The organism is Agromyces archimandritae (assembly GCF_018024495.1).
Classification (GTDB): Bacteria; Actinomycetota; Actinomycetes; order Actinomycetales; family Microbacteriaceae; genus Agromyces; species Agromyces archimandritae.
The window spans coordinates 383,139-399,175 of record NZ_CP071696.1 but is presented as its reverse complement, the minus strand read 5'-3'; the positions used below and the strand labels follow the sequence as shown (position 1 = coordinate 399,175).

Sequence of the window (16,037 nt, the reverse complement as noted above, 5' to 3'; positions counted from 1 at the left end):
AGAAGGGTTCGACACGCCGCGGGCCCGGCCGAACATCTGTTCGGATGCTCCGATATGCTCCTCAACAGGGAGCGGCTCCGGCCACGTCATCCACCGATTTCCGAGAACGCGTTCGGGTGTCGGTGGTTCGGCCTAGCGTCGAAGACGAAACGGAATCGCACCGCAACCGCCTTGTCGCAAGGCGCATCGGGTCGGGCCTGAACCGGCCCGGCGCGCGGAACGACAGCCTAGAGGCAGCAGCATCGAGCATGAAGGAGCCCGCAATGCCATCACCCGCAGACCGCGAGAAAGCACTCGAAACGGCACTCGCCCAGATCGACCGGCAGTTCGGCAAGGGGTCGGTGATGCGCCTCGGCAGTGAGGAACGCGCACCGGTCGACGTCATCCCCACCGGGTCCATCGCCCTGGATGTGGCCCTCGGCGTCGGCGGCCTGCCGCGCGGGCGCATCATCGAGATCTACGGCCCGGAGTCCTCGGGCAAGACCACGCTCACGCTCCACGCCATCGCGAACGTGCAGCGCGCCGGCGGCATCGCGGCGTTCATCGACGCCGAGCACGCCCTCGACCCCGAGTACGCGAAGAAGCTCGGCGTCGACATCGACTCGCTCCTCGTCTCCCAGCCCGACACCGGTGAGCAGGCGCTCGAGATCGCCGACATGCTGATCCGCTCCGGCTCGATCGACCTCGTCGTCATCGACTCGGTCGCGGCCCTGGTGCCGCGCGCCGAGATCGAGGGCGAGATGGGCGACTCCCACGTGGGCCTCCAGGCCCGACTGATGTCGCAGGCGCTCCGCAAGCTCACGGGCGGTCTGAACCAGACGAAGACGACGGCGATCTTCATCAACCAGCTGCGCGAGAAGATCGGCGTGTTCTTCGGCAGCCCCGAGACGACCGCGGGCGGCAAGGCGCTGAAGTTCTACGCCTCGGTGCGTCTCGACATCCGCCGTATCGAGACCCTGAAAGACGGCACCGAGGCGGTCGGCAACCGCACCCGGGTGAAGGTCGTGAAGAACAAGATGGCCCCGCCTTTCAAGCAGGCGGAGTTCGACATCCTCTACGGCGTCGGCATCTCGCGCGAGGGCAGCCTCATCGACTACGGGGTGGAGCAGGCGATCGTCAAGAAGTCGGGCGCCTGGTACACCTACGACGGCGACCAGCTCGGGCAGGGCAAGGAGAACGCCCGCAACTTCCTGCTGCAGAACCCCGATATCGCCGCCGACATCGAGCAGAAGATCCTCGTGAAGCTCGGCATCGGCAAGAACGGCGCGGTCGCGGCGGAACCGGTCGCGAAGGTCGACTCGATCGAGGGCAAGCTGAGCGCGCGGAAGGGCGCATAACGCATGGCGACGGAACCGGAGTGGGGCGCCGGCCGGCGGCGCGGTGAGGCGCGCACCTCGGGTCTGGCTCCGGTTTCGTACCTGCCGGGCACCGGCCCGGCGGCCGATGCCCCTGCGGAGGGCTCTCCGGCAGTCGCGTCCGGGCGTCGTCGCGGCGTGCACCCGGCCGGAAGCGCCACGAGCCGGCGTACTCCGGCGCCGGTCGCGCGGTTCTCCCCGCGCGGTGGAACCGAAGGTGACGACGAGGAGACGCCCGGCCCCGAGCGCGACGACCGGCTCGACCGGCTCGTGCTGGGCAAGCTGCGCCGGGCCTCGCTGTCCGAGTTCGAGGTGCGCGCCGTGCTCGTCGAGCACGGACTGAGCGTCGACGAGGTCGAGGAGTGGCTGGACCGGTACCGCCGGCTCGGATATCTCGACGATGCGCGCATGGCCGAGCAGATCGTGCGCATCCAGCACGAACGGCGCGGGCGGGGCAGCGGCGCGATCCTGCAGGAGCTCGCTCGGCGCGGCGTCGAGGCGTCCGCCGCACGGGCGGCCGTCGAGGAGATCGACGAGGAATCCGAGCTCGCCCATGCGACCGAGGTCGCCGTGCGGCGTGCGGGGCAGTTGCGGGGGCTCGACGCCCGTACCGCCGAGCGACGGCTCAGCGCATTCCTGCAGCGTCGCGGGTTCGGGGGAGAGGTGGTGCGCCAGGCCGTGCGCACCGCGCTCGACGGCGAGGATCCGGGCGCCGACTCGTAGACTGGTGCTCACCATGAGCACCGTGCCTCCGATCACCGCGTCCCCGATCATCGCGGGTCAGGCTGCCGCGTTCGACGCGCCCGGCCGGCCGCGCACTTACGAAGTCCGCACTTTCGGGTGCCAGATGAACGTCCACGACTCCGAGCGGCTCTCCGGTTCGCTCGAAGCGGCCGGCTACGTTCCGGCCGGCGGGGCCGAGCCGGACGTCGTCGTCATCAACACCTGCGCGGTGCGCGAGAACGCCGACAACAAGCTCTACGGAAACCTCGGCCACCTCGCCGGGGTCAAGCGCCGACACGAGGGCATGCAGATCGCCGTCGGCGGGTGCCTCGCGCAGAAGGACAAGAACGTCATCCTCGAGAAGGCGCCCTGGGTCGACGTCGTCTTCGGCACGCACAACATGGGCTCCCTGCCGAGCCTGCTGGAGCGTGCGCGGCACAATGACGAGGCGCAGCTCGAGATCCTCGACGCCCTCGAGGTCTTCCCGTCGACCCTGCCGACCAAACGAGACTCGAGCTACTCGGGCTGGGTGTCGATCTCGGTCGGCTGCAACAACACCTGCACCTTCTGCATCGTCCCGAGCCTCCGCGGCAAGGAGAAGGACCGCCGCCCGGGCGAGATCCTCGCCGAGATCCAGGCGCTCGTCGACGACGGAGCCGTCGAGGTCACCCTGCTCGGGCAGAACGTGAACTCCTACGGCGTCGAGTTCGGCGACCGCCAGGCCTTCGGCAAGCTGCTCCGCGCCGCCGGCGAGATCGAGGGCCTCGAACGCATCCGCTTCACGAGCCCGCACCCGGCCGCCTTCACCGACGACGTCATCGACGCGATGGCCGAGACGCCGAGCGTCATGCCGCAGCTGCACATGCCGCTGCAATCGGGCTCCGACCGCATCCTGAAGTCGATGCGCCGCTCCTACCGTTCGGCGAAGTTCCTCGGCATCCTCGACCGGGTGCGCGCGAAGATCCCGCACGCGGCGATCTCGACCGACATCATCGTCGGCTTCCCCGGTGAGACCGAGGAGGACTTCCAGGAGACGCTGCGCGTCGTCGAGGCGGCCCGGTTCGCGAGCGCGTTCACCTTCCAATACTCCATCCGCCCCGGCACACCGGCGGCCACGATGGACGAGCAGGTGCCGAAAGAGGTCGTGCAGGAGCGCTACGAGCGCCTCATCGCCCTGCAGGAGCGGATCTCCTGGGAGGAGAACCAGCAGCTCGTCGGTCGCGAGGTCGAGGTGCTCGTCTCCACCGGCGAGGGCAAGAAGGATGCCGAGACGCACCGCCTCTCGGGCCGCGCCGAAGACAGCCGGCTCGTGCACTTCGAGGTGCCGGAGGGCTCGCCCCTGCCGCGGCCGGGCGATGTCGTGACCGTGACCATCACGCAGGCCGCACCGTTCCATCTGCTCGCCGACCGCATCGACGACGCACCCCTGCCGATCCGGCGCACGCGCGCCGGCGACGCCTGGGACCGGGAGCAGGCCGACAGCTGCGCGACCCCCGTCGGCGCGGCCGGCGTATCCGGTGCGGCGAAGGTCTCGCTCGGGCTCCCGTCGATCCGCGTGCTGCCGTCCACGCGCGAGCCGCTCACCTCGCCCGGCGTCGGCACGATGCCGATCTACGACCCGAGCGACGGCGAACGCTGACCGCGTGATCGTCGCGATCGTCGGTGCCACGGGCACGGGAAAGTCGGCGTTCGCGCTCGACCTCGCTCGGGCGATCGCCGAGCGCGGCGGCTTCGCCGAGGTCGTCAACGCCGACGCCATGCAGCTCTACCGCGGCATGGACATCGGTACCGCCAAGCTCGCGCCCGCAGAGCGCCAGGGCATCCCGCACCATCTGCTCGACGTGCTCGAGGTCACCGACGAAGCCTCCGTCGCCCGCTACCAGGCCGAAGCGCGACGTGCGATCGACGACATCGAGGCGCGCGGCGGGGTCGCGCTCCTCACGGGCGGTTCGGGCCTGTACGTGTCCGCAGTCATCCACACCCTCGAGTTCCCCGGCACCGACCCGGGCATCCGGCGCCGGCTCGAGGCGGAGCTCGCGGCTTCCGGGCCCGGAGCTCTGCACCTGCGGCTCCGCGAGCTCGACCCCGAGACGGCTGCGAGCGTGGATGCCGCCAACGGCCGCCGCCTCGTCCGCGCGCTCGAGGTCATCGAACTCACCGGTGAACCCAAGGCGGCACGGCTGCCGGCGGTGCCCGAGGCCTGGCGGCCGCACCGTATCGTCAGGCTCGTCACGCCACGGGCCGCACTCGTCGAACGGCTCGACGAACGGGTGCTGGGGATGTGGCGCGACGGTCTGCTCGACGAGGTGCGCGGCCTCATCCCGCAGGGCATCGAACGGGGGGTCACCGCTCGCAAGGCGATCGGCTACGCGCAGGCCCTCGCCGAGCTCGACGGCCGGATGAGCCGGGCGGAGGCGATCGCCGAGACGCAGCGGCTCACCCGCGTGTACGCCAGGCGCCAGGTCAGCTGGTTCAAACGTTACGACGCCCTCGACGTCGATTCGGGCGGCACGGGTGCGGGCGACGAAGCGGGGCGTGCCGAGGCGATCGCCGGTCTCGCGGCGGAATCTGCACCCGGCACGGCGCTTTAGACTGATCCGCATGCCGCACGACCTCCAGTTCACCAAAGGCCACGGCACGGGCAATGACTTCGTGCTCTTCCACGACCCCGACGACACGCACGATGTGACGCCGGAGCAGGTGCGGCTCATCTGCGACCGCCATATGGGCGTGGGCGCCGACGGGGTCATCCGGGCCGTGCGCAGCGCCGCCGTCGCCGACGGGGCCGCCTCGCTCGAGGAGGATGCCGCGGCCGCCTGGTTCATGGACTACCGCAACGCCGACGGCTCCGTCGCCGAGATGTGCGGCAACGGCGTGCGCGTGTTCGTGCAGTACCTCCTCGACCAGGGCCTGGCCTCCCTCGGGCCGGGCGAGACCCTCGCGATCGCCACCCGTGCCGGCGTGAAGCGCGTGAGCCGTTCCGCCGACGGCTTCCAGACCGATATGGGCCGCTGGTCCCTCGCCGGCGGCGAACCGCTCGTGCGCGCGAAGCAGCTGCCGGTCGCGCGCCCCGGCCTCGGCATCGACGTCGGCAACCCGCACGTCGTCGTCGCCGTCGCCGACGACGCGGAACTCGACGCCGTCGATCTCGCCTACATCCCGGTGCTCGACCCCGAACCGGCCGATGGGGCGAACGTCGAGTTCGTCGTGCCGGCCGAGCCGCTCGCCCGCGACGGCGTGGGCCGCATCCGCATGCGCGTGCACGAGCGCGGCTCGGGCGAGACGCTCTCCTGCGGCACGGGCGCGGTCGCCGCGGCCCTCGCGGTCCGGCACTGGGCCGGCGCGGCGGCACCCGACGATTGGCGCGTGCAGGTGCCCGGCGGCGTGCTCGGCGTGCGGATGTTCGATGCCGACGACGGCGAGCACGTCATGCTCTCGGGGCCGGCCGTGCTCGTCTACGACGGCGTCCTCGCTCTCGGCTGAACGCTCGGCGCGGCGCGGCCCGGCATCCACCGCGCCCGGCATCCACTGCGGAACGGTCAGCCCGGCGCGCGGACGCGCAGCACGCGGAAGCCCTTCTCCGAGGTGACCCGCTCGACGTCCCAGCCGGCGTCCGCCAGCCAGCGGTGCAGGGAGTCGGAGCCGAGATTGCGCTGCACGACGAGCCAGGCGTCGCCGCCGTCGGCCAGGCGCGGCAGCCACTGCTCGAGCATTCCGTGCAGCACCTCCTTGCCGACGCGGATCGGCGGATTCGAGCGGATCGAGGCGAACCGCACGTCGGCGGGAACATCCTCGGGGCGGCAGGCGTTCACATTCGTGAGGCCGAGCCGTTCGGCGTTGACCCGCACCAGGTCGATGGCCCGGTCGTTCACGTCGACGGCCCAGACGCGCGATCCCGGCGCCTGGAGCGCGAGCGAGAGGGCGATCGGCCCCCACCCGCATCCGAGGTCGAGCAGGTCTCCGGCAGGCGGGGCGGGCATCGCACCGAGCAGCACCCGGGTGCCCTGGTCGACGTGATCGGGGCTGAAGATGCCGGATGCCGTCACGAGCGAGACGTCGCGGCCCGCGAGATGCACCTCGAGCGGGCGCTGCTCCGCCGGACTCGAGGGCCGCTGCGAGAAGTAGTGATCCGACGGCATACAGGCGAAGGTACACCAGACATGGGGAGGAAGTAGGCTGGACGAGATGACTGAACCCGGCATGAATTCACGCGAACACGCCGATGTGGACCGCATTCTCCGGAACGCGGAGTCGCGCTCGGCGGGTTCGTCGCTGTTCGCCTCCTCGGCCGAGGCGCTCATGGCCGACGGCTCCGACGCATCCACCGCGAACGGCGGCTACGACGGCGAACAGCTCGACCGCGAGGAGCGCCAGGCGCTGCGCCGCGTCAGCGGCCTGTCGACGGAGCTCGAAGACGTCACCGAGGTCGAATACCGGCAGCTCCGGCTCGAGAACGTCGTGCTCATCGGCGTGTACCCGCAGGGCTCCCTCGACGATGCCGAGAACTCCCTCCGCGAGCTCTCCGCGCTCGCCGAGACGGCCGGCGCACGCGTGCTCGACGGCCTCCTGCAGCGCCGCCCGCACCCCGACCCCAGCACCTACCTCGGCCGCGGCAAGGCGGAGGAGCTCGCCGCCGTCGTGGCCTCGCTCGGCGCCGACACCGTCATCGCCGACTCCGAGCTCGCCCCGAGCCAGCGGCGAGCCCTCGAGGACATCGTGAAGGTCAAGGTCATCGACCGCACCGCGGTCATCCTCGACATCTTCAGCCAGCACGCCAAGAGCCGCGAGGGCAAGGCGCAGGTCGAACTGGCCCAGCTCGAGTACCTGCTTCCCCGCCTGCGCGGCTGGGGCGAGTCGATGTCGCGTCAGGCCGGCGGCCAGGTCGGCGGCGCGGGCGCCGGCATGGGATCCCGCGGCCCCGGCGAGACGAAGATCGAACTCGACCGCCGCCGCATCCACTCGCGGATGGCGAAGCTGCGCAAGCAGATCGCCGGCATGAAACCGGCCCGCGAGGCCAAGCGCGCCAACCGCAAGCGCAACGCGGTGCCCTCGGTCGCGATCGCCGGGTACACCAACGCGGGCAAGTCGAGCCTGCTGAACCGGATCACGGGCGCAGGCGTCCTCGTCGAGAACGCCCTCTTCGCGACCCTGGATGCGACGGTGCGCCGCAACACCACCGCCGACGGCCGCGTGTACACGATCGCCGACACCGTCGGCTTCGTGCGGAACCTGCCGCATCAGCTCGTCGAGGCGTTCCGGTCGACGCTCGAAGAGGTCGCCGACTCCGACCTCGTGGTGCATGTGGTGGATGCCTCGCATCCCGACCCGGCGAGCCAGATCGCGACCGTGCGCGATGTCATCGGCGAGGTCGGCGCACGCGACATCCCCGAGCTCGTCGTCTTCAACAAGTCCGATCTCGTCTCCGCGGACGAGCGCCTCGTGCTGGCCGGTCTCGTGCCCGATGCGGTCTTCGCGAGCGCGCGCACGGGCGAGGGGGTCGCCGAGATCCTCGAACGGATCGGGCGGATGCTGCCCGACCCGACGGTCGAGGTCGAACTGCTCGTACCGTATGACCGGGGCGACGTCGTCTCGACGTTGCACGAGGCGGGCCGCGTGCTGCACCTCGAATACCTGGAGGACGGCACGCAGGTGCGGGCGATGGTTTCGCCGGAGCTGGCCGGGCAGCTCGCGGAGTTCGAGGCGGCACCGGCGGCGCGCTGAGGCGGCCCTTCGGGGCGTAGCCGGCCGCGCGCCGAGCCGTTCCGACGAGGCCCGGTCCGCGTCACGCCGAGTCACATTCCTGGAGTTCCGGTCTCGGCCGTCGTATCTTCGGAGGAGATCGTAGCGAGCGGCCCGATGCCGCCCGCGAGGAGCGACCGCCGAGCCCGGCACCCGCCCGCGACCTCCACCGGCCTGGTGTGGAGCGCGGCATGCCGTGCCTGCGCCGGGCCCGTCGCAGGAGCCAGTGCATGACCGCGTCCGCTGATCCGGGGAGCGACTGTCGGGACGTTCCCGTCTCGTTCGAACTGTATCCGCCGCGCAGCGACGCGGCGGCGATCGCCCTCGGGCGGACGATCGACCGTCTCGCCGAGGCGGATCCCGAGTTCATCTCGGTGACCTTCGGCGCCGGCGGCACTTCCCGAGAACGCTCCTTGACGGTGCTGCGGTACATGCTCGCGAACACCCGGGTCGAGCCGATGGCGCATCTGACGTGCGTCGGCTCCTCTCACGAGGATGCGAACCGGCTCGTCCGCCAGTTCCTGGATGCCGGGGTCACGAGCTTCCTCGCGCTCCGCGGCGACCCGCCGAAGGGCACCCCTGAGGACGAGGTCGTGCTCGGCGACCTCGGCAGCGCCGCCGAGCTCGTCCAGCTCATCCACCGGGTGCAGGAGGAGCGCGAGCCGTTCGGCCAGCAGCTCATCCCGGGCATGCCGGGGGCGAGCGTGATCCGCTCGCGGCCGCGGCCGGAGCGCGTCGCGGTCGCCGCCTTCCCGGGCGGGCATCCGCGCGCGCGTACGATCGGCGACGAGGTGGACTCGCTGCTCGCCAAGGAGGTCGCGGGGGCGACGCTCGCGATCACGCAGCTGTTCTGGCGCCCCGAGGAGTACCTCGGTTTCGTCGAGCGAGCCCGTGCGGGCGGGGTGAGCATCCCGATCCTGCCGGGCATCATGCCCACGACCACGCCCGCGCGTCTCAGACGGCTCGCCGAGCTGACCGGCGTCGAACCGCCGGCCGAACTGTCGATCGATCTCGAGATCGAGCCGGATGCGTCCGGGCAGTTCGAGCTCGGCGTCGCCTGGGCCGCCGATCTCGCCCGCGCCGTCGTCGCAGGCGGCGCCCCCGGCATCCACCTGTACACGTACAACCGGCACGAGGCGGTGCTCGAGGTGCTTCGGCGCATCGATCGCTTCGCCCCGGCACCAGCCACCACCGAGAGGATCAGGAACCGACGATGACCACTCCAGCTTTCCCGAAGGGCACGATCCTCGGGTACCCGCGCATCGGCCGCCGCCGCGAGCTCAAGAAGGCCGTCGAGGCATTCTGGGCGGGCTCGATCGACGAGGCCGAACTCGAGCGCCGCGCGGCAGAGCTGCGTGCCGCGACCCGAGAGCGGCTCGCCGGCCTCGGCCGGGGCGACTCGGCCATCCCCGAATCGTTCTCGTACTACGACCAGGTGCTCGATGCGGCGCTCGCCGTGGGCGCCGTGCCCGAGCGCTTCGAGGCGCCGGCCGACGGCGAGATCGACCTCGCGACGGCGTTCCGCATCGCACGCGGCGAGGGCGAGGTCGCCCCGCTCGAGATGACGAAGTGGTTCGACTCGAACTACCACTACCTCGTGCCCGAGATCGGCCCGGAGACCTCGTTCCGCGTGGCGTGCCGACGCATCGTGCGCGAGTTCGTCGAGGCGCGGGATGCCGGCTTCCTCACCCGGCCGGTGATCGTCGGCCCGGTGACCTTCCTGCTGCTGGCCAAGGCGGCGGACGGGACGCCGGAGGGCTTCACGCCGCTCGATCGCCTGGCCGATCTCGTGCCGGTGTACGCGGAGCTCCTCGCCGAGCTGGCCGCAGCCGGCGCCGAATGGGTCCAGCTCGACGAGCCCGCGCTCGTCAGCGAGTCGATCGACATCGACCGTGCACGCACCCTCCAGGCGATCGGTGCGGCCTACGACGCGCTCGGCGCCGCCGAGGACCGACCGGCGATCTTCGTCGCCGCCCCGTACGCATCCCTCGGCGATGCCCTGCCGGCGCTTGCGGCGACACCGGTCGAAGCGATCGGCCTCGACCTCGTGCGCGGCACCCTCCCGGAGGGGCTCGATCCGGCGACCGAGGCCGCGCTCGCCGCGAAGACCCTCGTCGCGGGCGTCATCGACGGACACAACATCTGGCGCGGCGACCTGGCCGCGGCCTTCGCTCAGCTGGACGCCGTCGGCCGACTCACGGGCGAGGTCGCCGTGTCGACCTCGACGTCGCTCCTGCACGTTCCGCACGACGTCGACGACGAGACCGAACTCGACGAGCGGCTGCGCTCCTGGCTCGCCTTCGCCGACCAGAAGGTCGCACAGGTCGCGACCCTGGCCCGGGGCCTCGTCGAGGGCGAGGCTGCCGTCGCCGCCGAGCTCGCCGCCGCGACGGCCTCGCTCGCCGACCGCGCGGCCGCACCGGGGGTGCGGGTGCCGGAGGTGCGCGAGCGCATCGCAGCCCTGACGCCGGCGGATGCCGCCCGCATCGACTACGCCGCGCGCGTGGCCGCACAGGCGTCGCTCGGTCTGCCCGAGCTGCCGACGACGACGATCGGCTCCTTCCCGCAGACCGCCGACATCCGTCGCGCCCGCGCCCGGCTGCTCCGCGGCGAACTCGACGAGGCCGGCTACACGGCCCTCATGCGCGAGGAGATCGAGCGCGTGATCCGCCTGCAGGAGGAGCTCGGCCTCGACGTCCTCGTGCACGGAGAGCCCGAGCGCAACGACATGGTGCAGTACTTCGCCGAGCAGCTCGACGGCTTCGCGGTGACGCAGCACGGCTGGGTGCAGTCCTACGGTTCGCGCTGCACGCGCCCGTCGATCCTGTGGGGCGACGTGTCGCGGCCCGAGCCGATGACGGTCGCCTGGTCGGGTTTCGCGCAGTCCCTCACCGACAAGCCCGTCAAGGGCATGCTGACGGGGCCGGTGACGATCCTCGCGTGGTCGTTCGTCCGCGACGACCAGCCGCTGGCCGACACGGCGAAGCAGGTCGCCCTCGCTCTCCGCGACGAGGTCGCCGACCTCCAGGCCGCCGGCATCCGCGTCATCCAGGTCGACGAGCCGGCGTTGCGCGAACTGCTGCCGCTGAAGCGTGCCGACCAGCCCGCCTACCTCGACTGGTCGGTGGATGCGTTCCGTCTCGCGACGGCCGGTGCCGGCCCCGACACGCAGGTGCACACGCACCTCTGCTACTCGGAGTTCGGCCAGGTCATCGACGCGATCCGCGCCCTGGATGCCGACGTCACGTCGATCGAGGCGGCCCGCAGCCGCATGGAAGTCGTCGACGACATCAGCGCTTCCGGCTTCGACCACGGCATCGGGCCGGGGGTGTACGACATCCATTCGCCGCGCGTGCCGAGCGTCGAGGAGGTGCGCGGCCTGCTCGAGCGTGCCGCCGGCGGTGTTCCGCGCGAGCGGCTGTGGGTGAACCCGGACTGCGGGCTGAAGACCCGCGGCTACGAGGAGACCGTCGCGAGCCTGGAGCACATCGTCGAGGCCGCCCGTCAGGTGCGGGCCGGGCTCGTCGCCGCGGCCGACTGAGGCGCGTCCCGCCTCGCCCGGGCGGATGCCGTTGTGCGTCCTCCCGGGCGTCGCCGGGCACTCGCACAGATCGGCCGCGTATGGTCGTGGGCATGCAGCTAGCGGTACATGAGACGGGGCACGGGCCTCGCACGGCGATTCTGATCCACGGCATCATGTCGGATTCGCGTGCGTGGCACCGTGTGGTCGCCGAGCTCGTGGCCAAGGACGTGCGGGTGATCGCGGTGGATCTCGCCGGCCACGGCAAGAGCGCACGTTCCGCCCGGTACTCGCCGAAGGCGTGGGCCGATGACGTCGTCGAGACCGTCGAGCCGCTGTTGACCGGGGCGCCGGACGTGGTGATGGGGCATTCGCTCGGCGGGCTCGTCGCCTCGCTCGTCGCCGATCGTCTCGCGCCGCGTGCGGCGATCTACATCGACCCCGCGTTCTCGTTCCCGAAGGGCCCGTACGGCTGGCTCATGAAGCTCGCCTTCGCGCTCATGCCGCGGCCGAAGCGCTCGGCGCTGGTCCGGATGAATCCGAAGTGGCATGCGGACGACGTCGACATCGAGCTGGCGACCCTCCGCGACTGGGATAAGCGCACGATCCTCGGCCTGGCCGATTCGCGGGCGCTCGTGCCGCCGTCGCAGCCGGCGATGCCGAGCCTGGTGGTGCTCGCCGAGAAGAGCCTGCTCATCACGAAGAAGGTCGCGGCGCAGATGCGCGCCGATGGCCTCACGGTCGCGACGGTGCCCGGCACGGGCCACACCGTCTTCCGCGATGATCACGCCGGGTTCATGGAGACGATCCGAACGTGGGTCGCTTCGCTCGCCCTGCAGCCCGAGCCGGCGCTCGCGACGGTGCCGATCCGAGCGACGGTGCCGATCCGCGACTGACGCTCGGACCGCCGGCGCCCGCGAACCGCCGGGGAGGGGGCGGGGCCGCTTCAGACCGTGCGGAGCACCGCGACGACCTTGCCGAGCACCTCGGCCTCGTCGCCCATGATCGGCTCGAACGCCGAGTTGCGCGGCAGCAACCAGGTGTGACCGTCGCGCTGGCGGAAGACCTTCACGGTCGCCTCGCCGTCGAGCATGGCGGCGACGATCTCGCCGTTCTCGGCGGTCGGCTGCTGGCGGACGACGACCCAGTCGCCGTCGCAGATGGCGGCGTCGATCATCGAGTCGCCGATGACCTTCAGCATGAACAGTTCGCCCTTGCCGACGAGCTGGCGCGGCAGGGGGAAGATCTCCTCGATCTGCTGCTCGGCGGTGATCGGCACGCCGGCGGCGATGCGGCCGACGAGCGGCACCATGGTCGCGTCGCCGACGGGGGCCGGCACGGCCGCGGGCGCGGCGCTGTCGGGCGCCGTGCGCTCCCGGCCGGGCAGTTCGATGAGCACCTCGAGCGCCCGCGGACGGTTCGGGTCGCGGCGCAGGTAGCCGGCGAGTTCGAGCTGGCCGAGCTGGTGGGTCACGCTCGAGAGCGAGGAGAGCCCGACGGCGTCGCCGATCTCGCGCATGCTCGGCGGGTAGCCGCGGGTGGCGACCGAATCCTGGATGGCGGCGAGGATGGCCTGCTGTTTGGGGGTCAGCGAGCGCCGCCGCCGTGCCTTCGCCGGCTTCTGCGCCTCGTCGATCTCGGTGGTCACGTCGCTCGCCCCTTCAGGCCTGGCGGCCGGATGTCGGTGGTATCCGCTTGCATGGATTCGGATATTCGAAACTGTATCCGTACAGGCGGCTCGCGGCAAACATTCATTCGAGCGTGTTGCCCGATTCCCCGGGGAGACACGCCGGGGAGCGGGTGCTTGATCGAAAACCGAATCGAAGATATCTTCGGTACAGAGTTTCGCATCGGGTCCTCCCGGCCGAGGGCCCGATGCGACTCGGAACCCGAAGCGGAATGGAGACGAGCATGAGCACGATGGCATTCCCGGCCACGGCATCCGCCCGCATGCCGCGGCGCCCGGATCCGGCGCCGCGCACGAGGCTCAGGCTCACCAGGCGCGGTCGAGCGGTCTTCACGGGGCTCGCGGCGGCACCGCTCGCCGCGCTCGCCTTCGTCTGGATGATCGCCTCCGGCGGTGCGATCGCCGAGGTGCCGGGCGGGGCGCCCGAGGTCCGCTACGTCACGGTCGAACCCGGTGCGTCGCTCTGGGCCATCGCCGAAACCGCAGCCCCCGATGCCGACCCCCGGGTCGTGGTCGACGAGATCGTCCGCCTGAACGGCCTCGACGACGTCGTGCTGCAGGCCGGGCAGCTCCTGGCGCTCCCGCTCGGGCTCTGAGCGGCCGCGGTGCCCGCAGCCGGCGCCGCCGAGGCGGGCCGTAACATGGGGAGGTGACCCAGCTCGACGACCTCCCGATCCGCGACGATCTTCGCGGCAAGTCCGCCTACGGGGCCCCTCAGCAGCGCGTGCCCGTCGCGCTGAACGTCAACGAGAACACGCATCCCATCCCCGAGGATGTGGCGCACGACATCGTCGCCCGCGTGGCCGCCGCCGTCATCGGCCTGAACCGTTACCCCGACCGCGAATTCACCGAACTGCGCGAGGCCCTCGCCGGCTACCTCGGGCACGGCCTGTCGGCCGAGCAGATCTGGGCGGCGAACGGCTCGAACGAGGTGCTCCAGCAGATCCTGCAGGCCTTCGGCGGCCCGGGCCGTTCCCTCCTCGGCTTCGGCCCGACGTACTCGATGTACCGCATCCTGGCCGACGGCACGGGCACCCGGTGGATCGAGGCGACCCGCGACGAGGACTACGAGCTCGGCCCCGAGACGGCGCTCGCCGCGATCCGCGAGCACGACCCGGACGTCGTCTTCCTCTGCTCGCCGAATAATCCGACCGGCACGCCCCTGTCGATCGAGACGATCACGGCCGTCGCCGACGCGGCCCGCGGCATCGTCGTCGTCGACGAGGCCTACGCCGAGTTCGCCGAGCCCGGCACACCGAGCGCCCTGACGCTGCTACCCGGGCGCCCCCGCCTGATCGTGTCGCGCACGATGAGCAAGGCCTTCGCCTTCGCCGGGGCCCGCGTCGGCTACCTCGCCGCCGATCCGGCCGTCACCGACGCGCTCCGCCTCGTGCGGCTGCCGTACCACCTGTCGGCGATCACCCAGGCCGCAGCCCTGGGGGCCCTCGCGCACGCGCCGGAGATGCTCGCGACCGTCGGTGAGATCCGGCTGCAGCGCGAACGCATCGGCGTCGAACTCGCCCGCCTCGGGTACCGCCCCTACCGTTCGGGGTCGAACTTCGTGCTCTTCGGCGGGGTCGACGACCCGCAAGCCCTGTTCCGGGCGCTTCTGGAGCGCGGGGTGCTGATCCGCGACATCGGGCTGCCGGGCACGATGCGCGTCAGCGCCGGCACCGAGGCCGAGACGACGGCCTTCCTCGAGGCGCTCGCCGCGATCGGGGGGGCGTGATGCCCGTCGCCCGTAGAATCGAGGGATGACGAGCGCACACCGCACCGCCCGAGTGGTCCGCGAGACGAGCGAGTCGAGCATCGAGCTCGAACTCGACCTCGACGGCACCGGAGTCGCCGACGTGGCCACGACGGTCCCGTTCTTCGACCACATGCTCACGGCGTTCGCGAAGCATTCGCTGACCGACCTCCGGGTGCGCGCGAGCGGCGACACCGACATCGACGTGCATCACACGGTCGAGGACACGGGCATCTGCCTGGGGCAGGCGATCCGCGAGGCGCTCGGCGACAAGCACGGCATCTCCCGCTACGGTGACGCCCTCGTCCCGCTCGACGAGGCGCTCGCACAGGCCGTCGTCGACATCTCGGGGCGGCCGTACCTCGTGCACACGGGCGAGCCCGCCGGCTTCGAGTTCCACCTCGTCGGGGGGCACTTCACGGGCTCGATGGTGCGGCACGTCTTCGAGGCGATCGCCTTCAACGCGGGCCTCACTGTGCATGTCACCGTGCTCGGCGGCCGCGACCCGCACCACATCGCCGAGGCCGAGTTCAAGGCCTTCGCGCGCGCCTTCCGGCAGGCCAAGGCGCGAGATCCGCTCGTCACCGGCATCCCGTCGACGAAGGGCAGCCTGTGACCGCGCCGAAGGTCGTCGTCCTCGACTACGGCTCGGGCAACGTCCACTCGGCGGCCAAGGCGCTCGAGGCGGCCGGCGCCTCGGTGCGGGTCACCGACGACCGCGTCGCCGCCCTCGAGGCCGACGGGCTGCTGGTGCCCGGCGTCGGCGCGTTCAGCGCGGTCGTCGAACAGCTGAACGCCGTCCGCGGCGGCGAGATCATCGACAAGCGGCTGGCTGGCGGCCGGCCCGTGCTCGGGATCTGCGTCGGCATGCAGGTGCTCTTCGCACGCGGCGTCGAGCGCGGGGCCGAGGTCGAAGGGCTCGGCGAATGGCCGGGCACGGTACGCGGGCTTCCGGCCGAGATCCTGCCGCACATCGGCTGGAACACGGTCGACGCCCCCGAGGATTCCCGGCTGTTCGCGGGCATCCGCGACGAACGCTTCTATTTCGTGCACAGCTATGCCGCGCAGGAGTGGGAGCTCGACGCCGACGGGCCGCTTGCGGCCCCGAAGCTGACCTGGGCCGACTACGGCGGCCCCTTCCTCGCCGCCGTCGAGAACGGTCCGCTCTCGGCGACGCAGTTCCATCCGGAGAAGTCGGATCGTGCCGGTATCCGCCTGCTCGGCAACTGGCTCGGCACGTTCTGACGCCGCGTTGCGACGCCGGAT

The 16,037-nt window shown here is 71.5% G+C and carries 15 protein-coding genes; 13 read left to right on the top strand and 2 right to left on the bottom strand.

What is annotated here, in order from left to right; translation table 11 throughout:
• Positions 1-263: 263 nt before the first annotated feature.
• The 5 genes from recA to dapF are packed head-to-tail and all read left to right on the top strand — an operon-like array spanning position 264 to position 5,561.
• Positions 264-1,337, top strand: a complete 1,074-nt coding sequence (gene recA, locus G127AT_RS01905) for a recombinase RecA (protein ID WP_210899228.1) — start codon at positions 264-266, stop codon at positions 1,335-1,337.
• A 3-nt stretch (positions 1,338-1,340) separates the two neighbouring features.
• The gene (locus G127AT_RS01900; RefSeq protein ID WP_210899226.1) at positions 1,341-2,078 is read left to right on the top strand and encodes a regulatory protein RecX; all 738 of its coding nucleotides are present in this window, start codon (positions 1,341-1,343) and stop codon (positions 2,076-2,078) included.
• Between the two features lie 13 nt (positions 2,079-2,091).
• Positions 2,092-3,717 (top strand): tRNA (N6-isopentenyl adenosine(37)-C2)-methylthiotransferase MiaB, encoded by a 1,626-nt coding sequence (gene miaB, locus G127AT_RS01895; protein ID WP_210899224.1) that lies wholly within the window; start codon positions 2,092-2,094, stop codon positions 3,715-3,717.
• Positions 3,718-3,721: 4 nt separating this feature from the next.
• Positions 3,722-4,669, top strand: coding sequence for a tRNA (adenosine(37)-N6)-dimethylallyltransferase MiaA (miaA, locus tag G127AT_RS01890; RefSeq protein ID WP_210899222.1), 948 nt, complete (start codon positions 3,722-3,724; stop codon positions 4,667-4,669).
• A 10-nt stretch (positions 4,670-4,679) separates the two neighbouring features.
• Positions 4,680-5,561, top strand: coding sequence for a diaminopimelate epimerase (gene dapF / locus G127AT_RS01885; RefSeq protein WP_210899219.1), 882 nt, complete (start codon positions 4,680-4,682; stop codon positions 5,559-5,561).
• Positions 5,562-5,617: 56 nt separating this feature from the next.
• Here dapF and G127AT_RS01880 read toward each other — a convergent pair whose 3' ends face one another.
• Positions 5,618-6,217 (bottom strand): class I SAM-dependent methyltransferase, encoded by a 600-nt coding sequence (locus tag G127AT_RS01880; protein WP_210899217.1) that lies wholly within the window; start codon positions 6,215-6,217, stop codon positions 5,618-5,620.
• Positions 6,218-6,263: 46 nt separating this feature from the next.
• Between G127AT_RS01880 and hflX the strand changes: the two genes are divergently transcribed.
• The 4 genes from hflX to G127AT_RS01860 all read left to right on the top strand — a co-directional run bounded on the left by hflX (position 6,264) and on the right by G127AT_RS01860 (position 12,233).
• Positions 6,264-7,799 carry a GTPase HflX gene (gene hflX, locus G127AT_RS01875; RefSeq protein WP_210899215.1) on the top strand — a complete coding sequence of 512 codons (1,536 nt, stop codon included), beginning with the start codon at positions 6,264-6,266 and terminating at the stop codon, positions 7,797-7,799.
• A 248-nt stretch (positions 7,800-8,047) separates the two neighbouring features.
• Positions 8,048-9,034, top strand: coding sequence for a methylenetetrahydrofolate reductase (locus G127AT_RS01870; RefSeq protein WP_210899213.1), 987 nt, complete (start codon positions 8,048-8,050; stop codon positions 9,032-9,034).
• Positions 9,031-11,358, top strand: a complete 2,328-nt coding sequence (gene metE, locus G127AT_RS01865; RefSeq protein ID WP_210899211.1) for a 5-methyltetrahydropteroyltriglutamate--homocysteine S-methyltransferase — start codon at positions 9,031-9,033, stop codon at positions 11,356-11,358. Before G127AT_RS01870 ends, metE begins: the two co-directional genes overlap by 4 nt.
• An 80-nt stretch (positions 11,359-11,438) precedes the next feature.
• Complete coding sequence (locus tag G127AT_RS01860) at positions 11,439-12,233, top strand: alpha/beta fold hydrolase (RefSeq protein ID WP_425305878.1); 795 nt, start codon at positions 11,439-11,441, stop codon at positions 12,231-12,233.
• Between the two features lie 50 nt (positions 12,234-12,283).
• On the opposite strand, the gene lexA is transcribed toward G127AT_RS01860, so the two are convergent.
• Entirely contained in the window at positions 12,284-12,973 is a 690-nt protein-coding gene (gene lexA, locus G127AT_RS01855; protein WP_210901730.1) for a transcriptional repressor LexA, read from the bottom strand.
• Between the two features lie 275 nt (positions 12,974-13,248).
• On the opposite strand from lexA, the gene G127AT_RS01850 reads away from it, so the two are divergent.
• Genes G127AT_RS01850 through hisH form a run of 4 tightly spaced genes read left to right on the top strand, consistent with a single transcriptional unit; the run spans position 13,249 to position 16,016 of the window.
• Entirely contained in the window at positions 13,249-13,620 is a 372-nt protein-coding gene (locus G127AT_RS01850; protein WP_210899207.1) for a LysM peptidoglycan-binding domain-containing protein, read from the top strand.
• Between the two features lie 53 nt (positions 13,621-13,673).
• On the top strand, positions 13,674-14,753 hold the full coding sequence (locus G127AT_RS01845; protein WP_210899206.1) for a histidinol-phosphate transaminase: 1,080 nt from the start codon (positions 13,674-13,676) through the stop codon (positions 14,751-14,753).
• Positions 14,754-14,778: 25 nt separating this feature from the next.
• Positions 14,779-15,387 (top strand): imidazoleglycerol-phosphate dehydratase HisB, encoded by a 609-nt coding sequence (gene hisB / locus G127AT_RS01840; protein WP_210899204.1) that lies wholly within the window; start codon positions 14,779-14,781, stop codon positions 15,385-15,387.
• Complete coding sequence (hisH, locus tag G127AT_RS01835) at positions 15,384-16,016, top strand: imidazole glycerol phosphate synthase subunit HisH (protein WP_210899203.1); 633 nt, start codon at positions 15,384-15,386, stop codon at positions 16,014-16,016. The genes hisB and hisH overlap by 4 nt, the downstream gene beginning before the upstream one ends.
• The last annotated feature ends 21 nt before the right edge of the window (positions 16,017-16,037 follow it).

What these genes read in the sequence shown, in the direction of transcription:
- hisB (WP_210899204.1), top strand. Translation starts at nt 14,779, where the DNA reads ATGACGAGCGCACACCGCACCGCCCGAGTGGTCCGCGAGACGAGCGAG.
- miaB (WP_210899224.1), top strand. Translation starts at nt 2,092, where the DNA reads ATGAGCACCGTGCCTCCGATCACCGCGTCCCCGATCATCGCGGGTCAG.
- G127AT_RS01850 (WP_210899207.1), top strand. Translation starts at nt 13,249, where the DNA reads ATGAGCACGATGGCATTCCCGGCCACGGCATCCGCCCGCATGCCGCGG.
- dapF (WP_210899219.1), top strand. Translation starts at nt 4,680, where the DNA reads ATGCCGCACGACCTCCAGTTCACCAAAGGCCACGGCACGGGCAATGAC.
- recA (WP_210899228.1), top strand. Translation starts at nt 264, where the DNA reads ATGCCATCACCCGCAGACCGCGAGAAAGCACTCGAAACGGCACTCGCC.
- G127AT_RS01870 (WP_210899213.1), top strand. Translation starts at nt 8,048, where the DNA reads ATGACCGCGTCCGCTGATCCGGGGAGCGACTGTCGGGACGTTCCCGTC.
- G127AT_RS01860 (WP_425305878.1), top strand. Translation starts at nt 11,439, where the DNA reads ATGGTCGTGGGCATGCAGCTAGCGGTACATGAGACGGGGCACGGGCCT.
- hflX (WP_210899215.1), top strand. Translation starts at nt 6,264, where the DNA reads ATGACTGAACCCGGCATGAATTCACGCGAACACGCCGATGTGGACCGC.
- G127AT_RS01880 (WP_210899217.1), bottom strand. Translation starts at nt 6,217, where the DNA reads ATGCCGTCGGATCACTACTTCTCGCAGCGGCCCTCGAGTCCGGCGGAG.
- metE (WP_210899211.1), top strand. Translation starts at nt 9,031, where the DNA reads ATGACCACTCCAGCTTTCCCGAAGGGCACGATCCTCGGGTACCCGCGC.
- G127AT_RS01900 (WP_210899226.1), top strand. Translation starts at nt 1,341, where the DNA reads ATGGCGACGGAACCGGAGTGGGGCGCCGGCCGGCGGCGCGGTGAGGCG.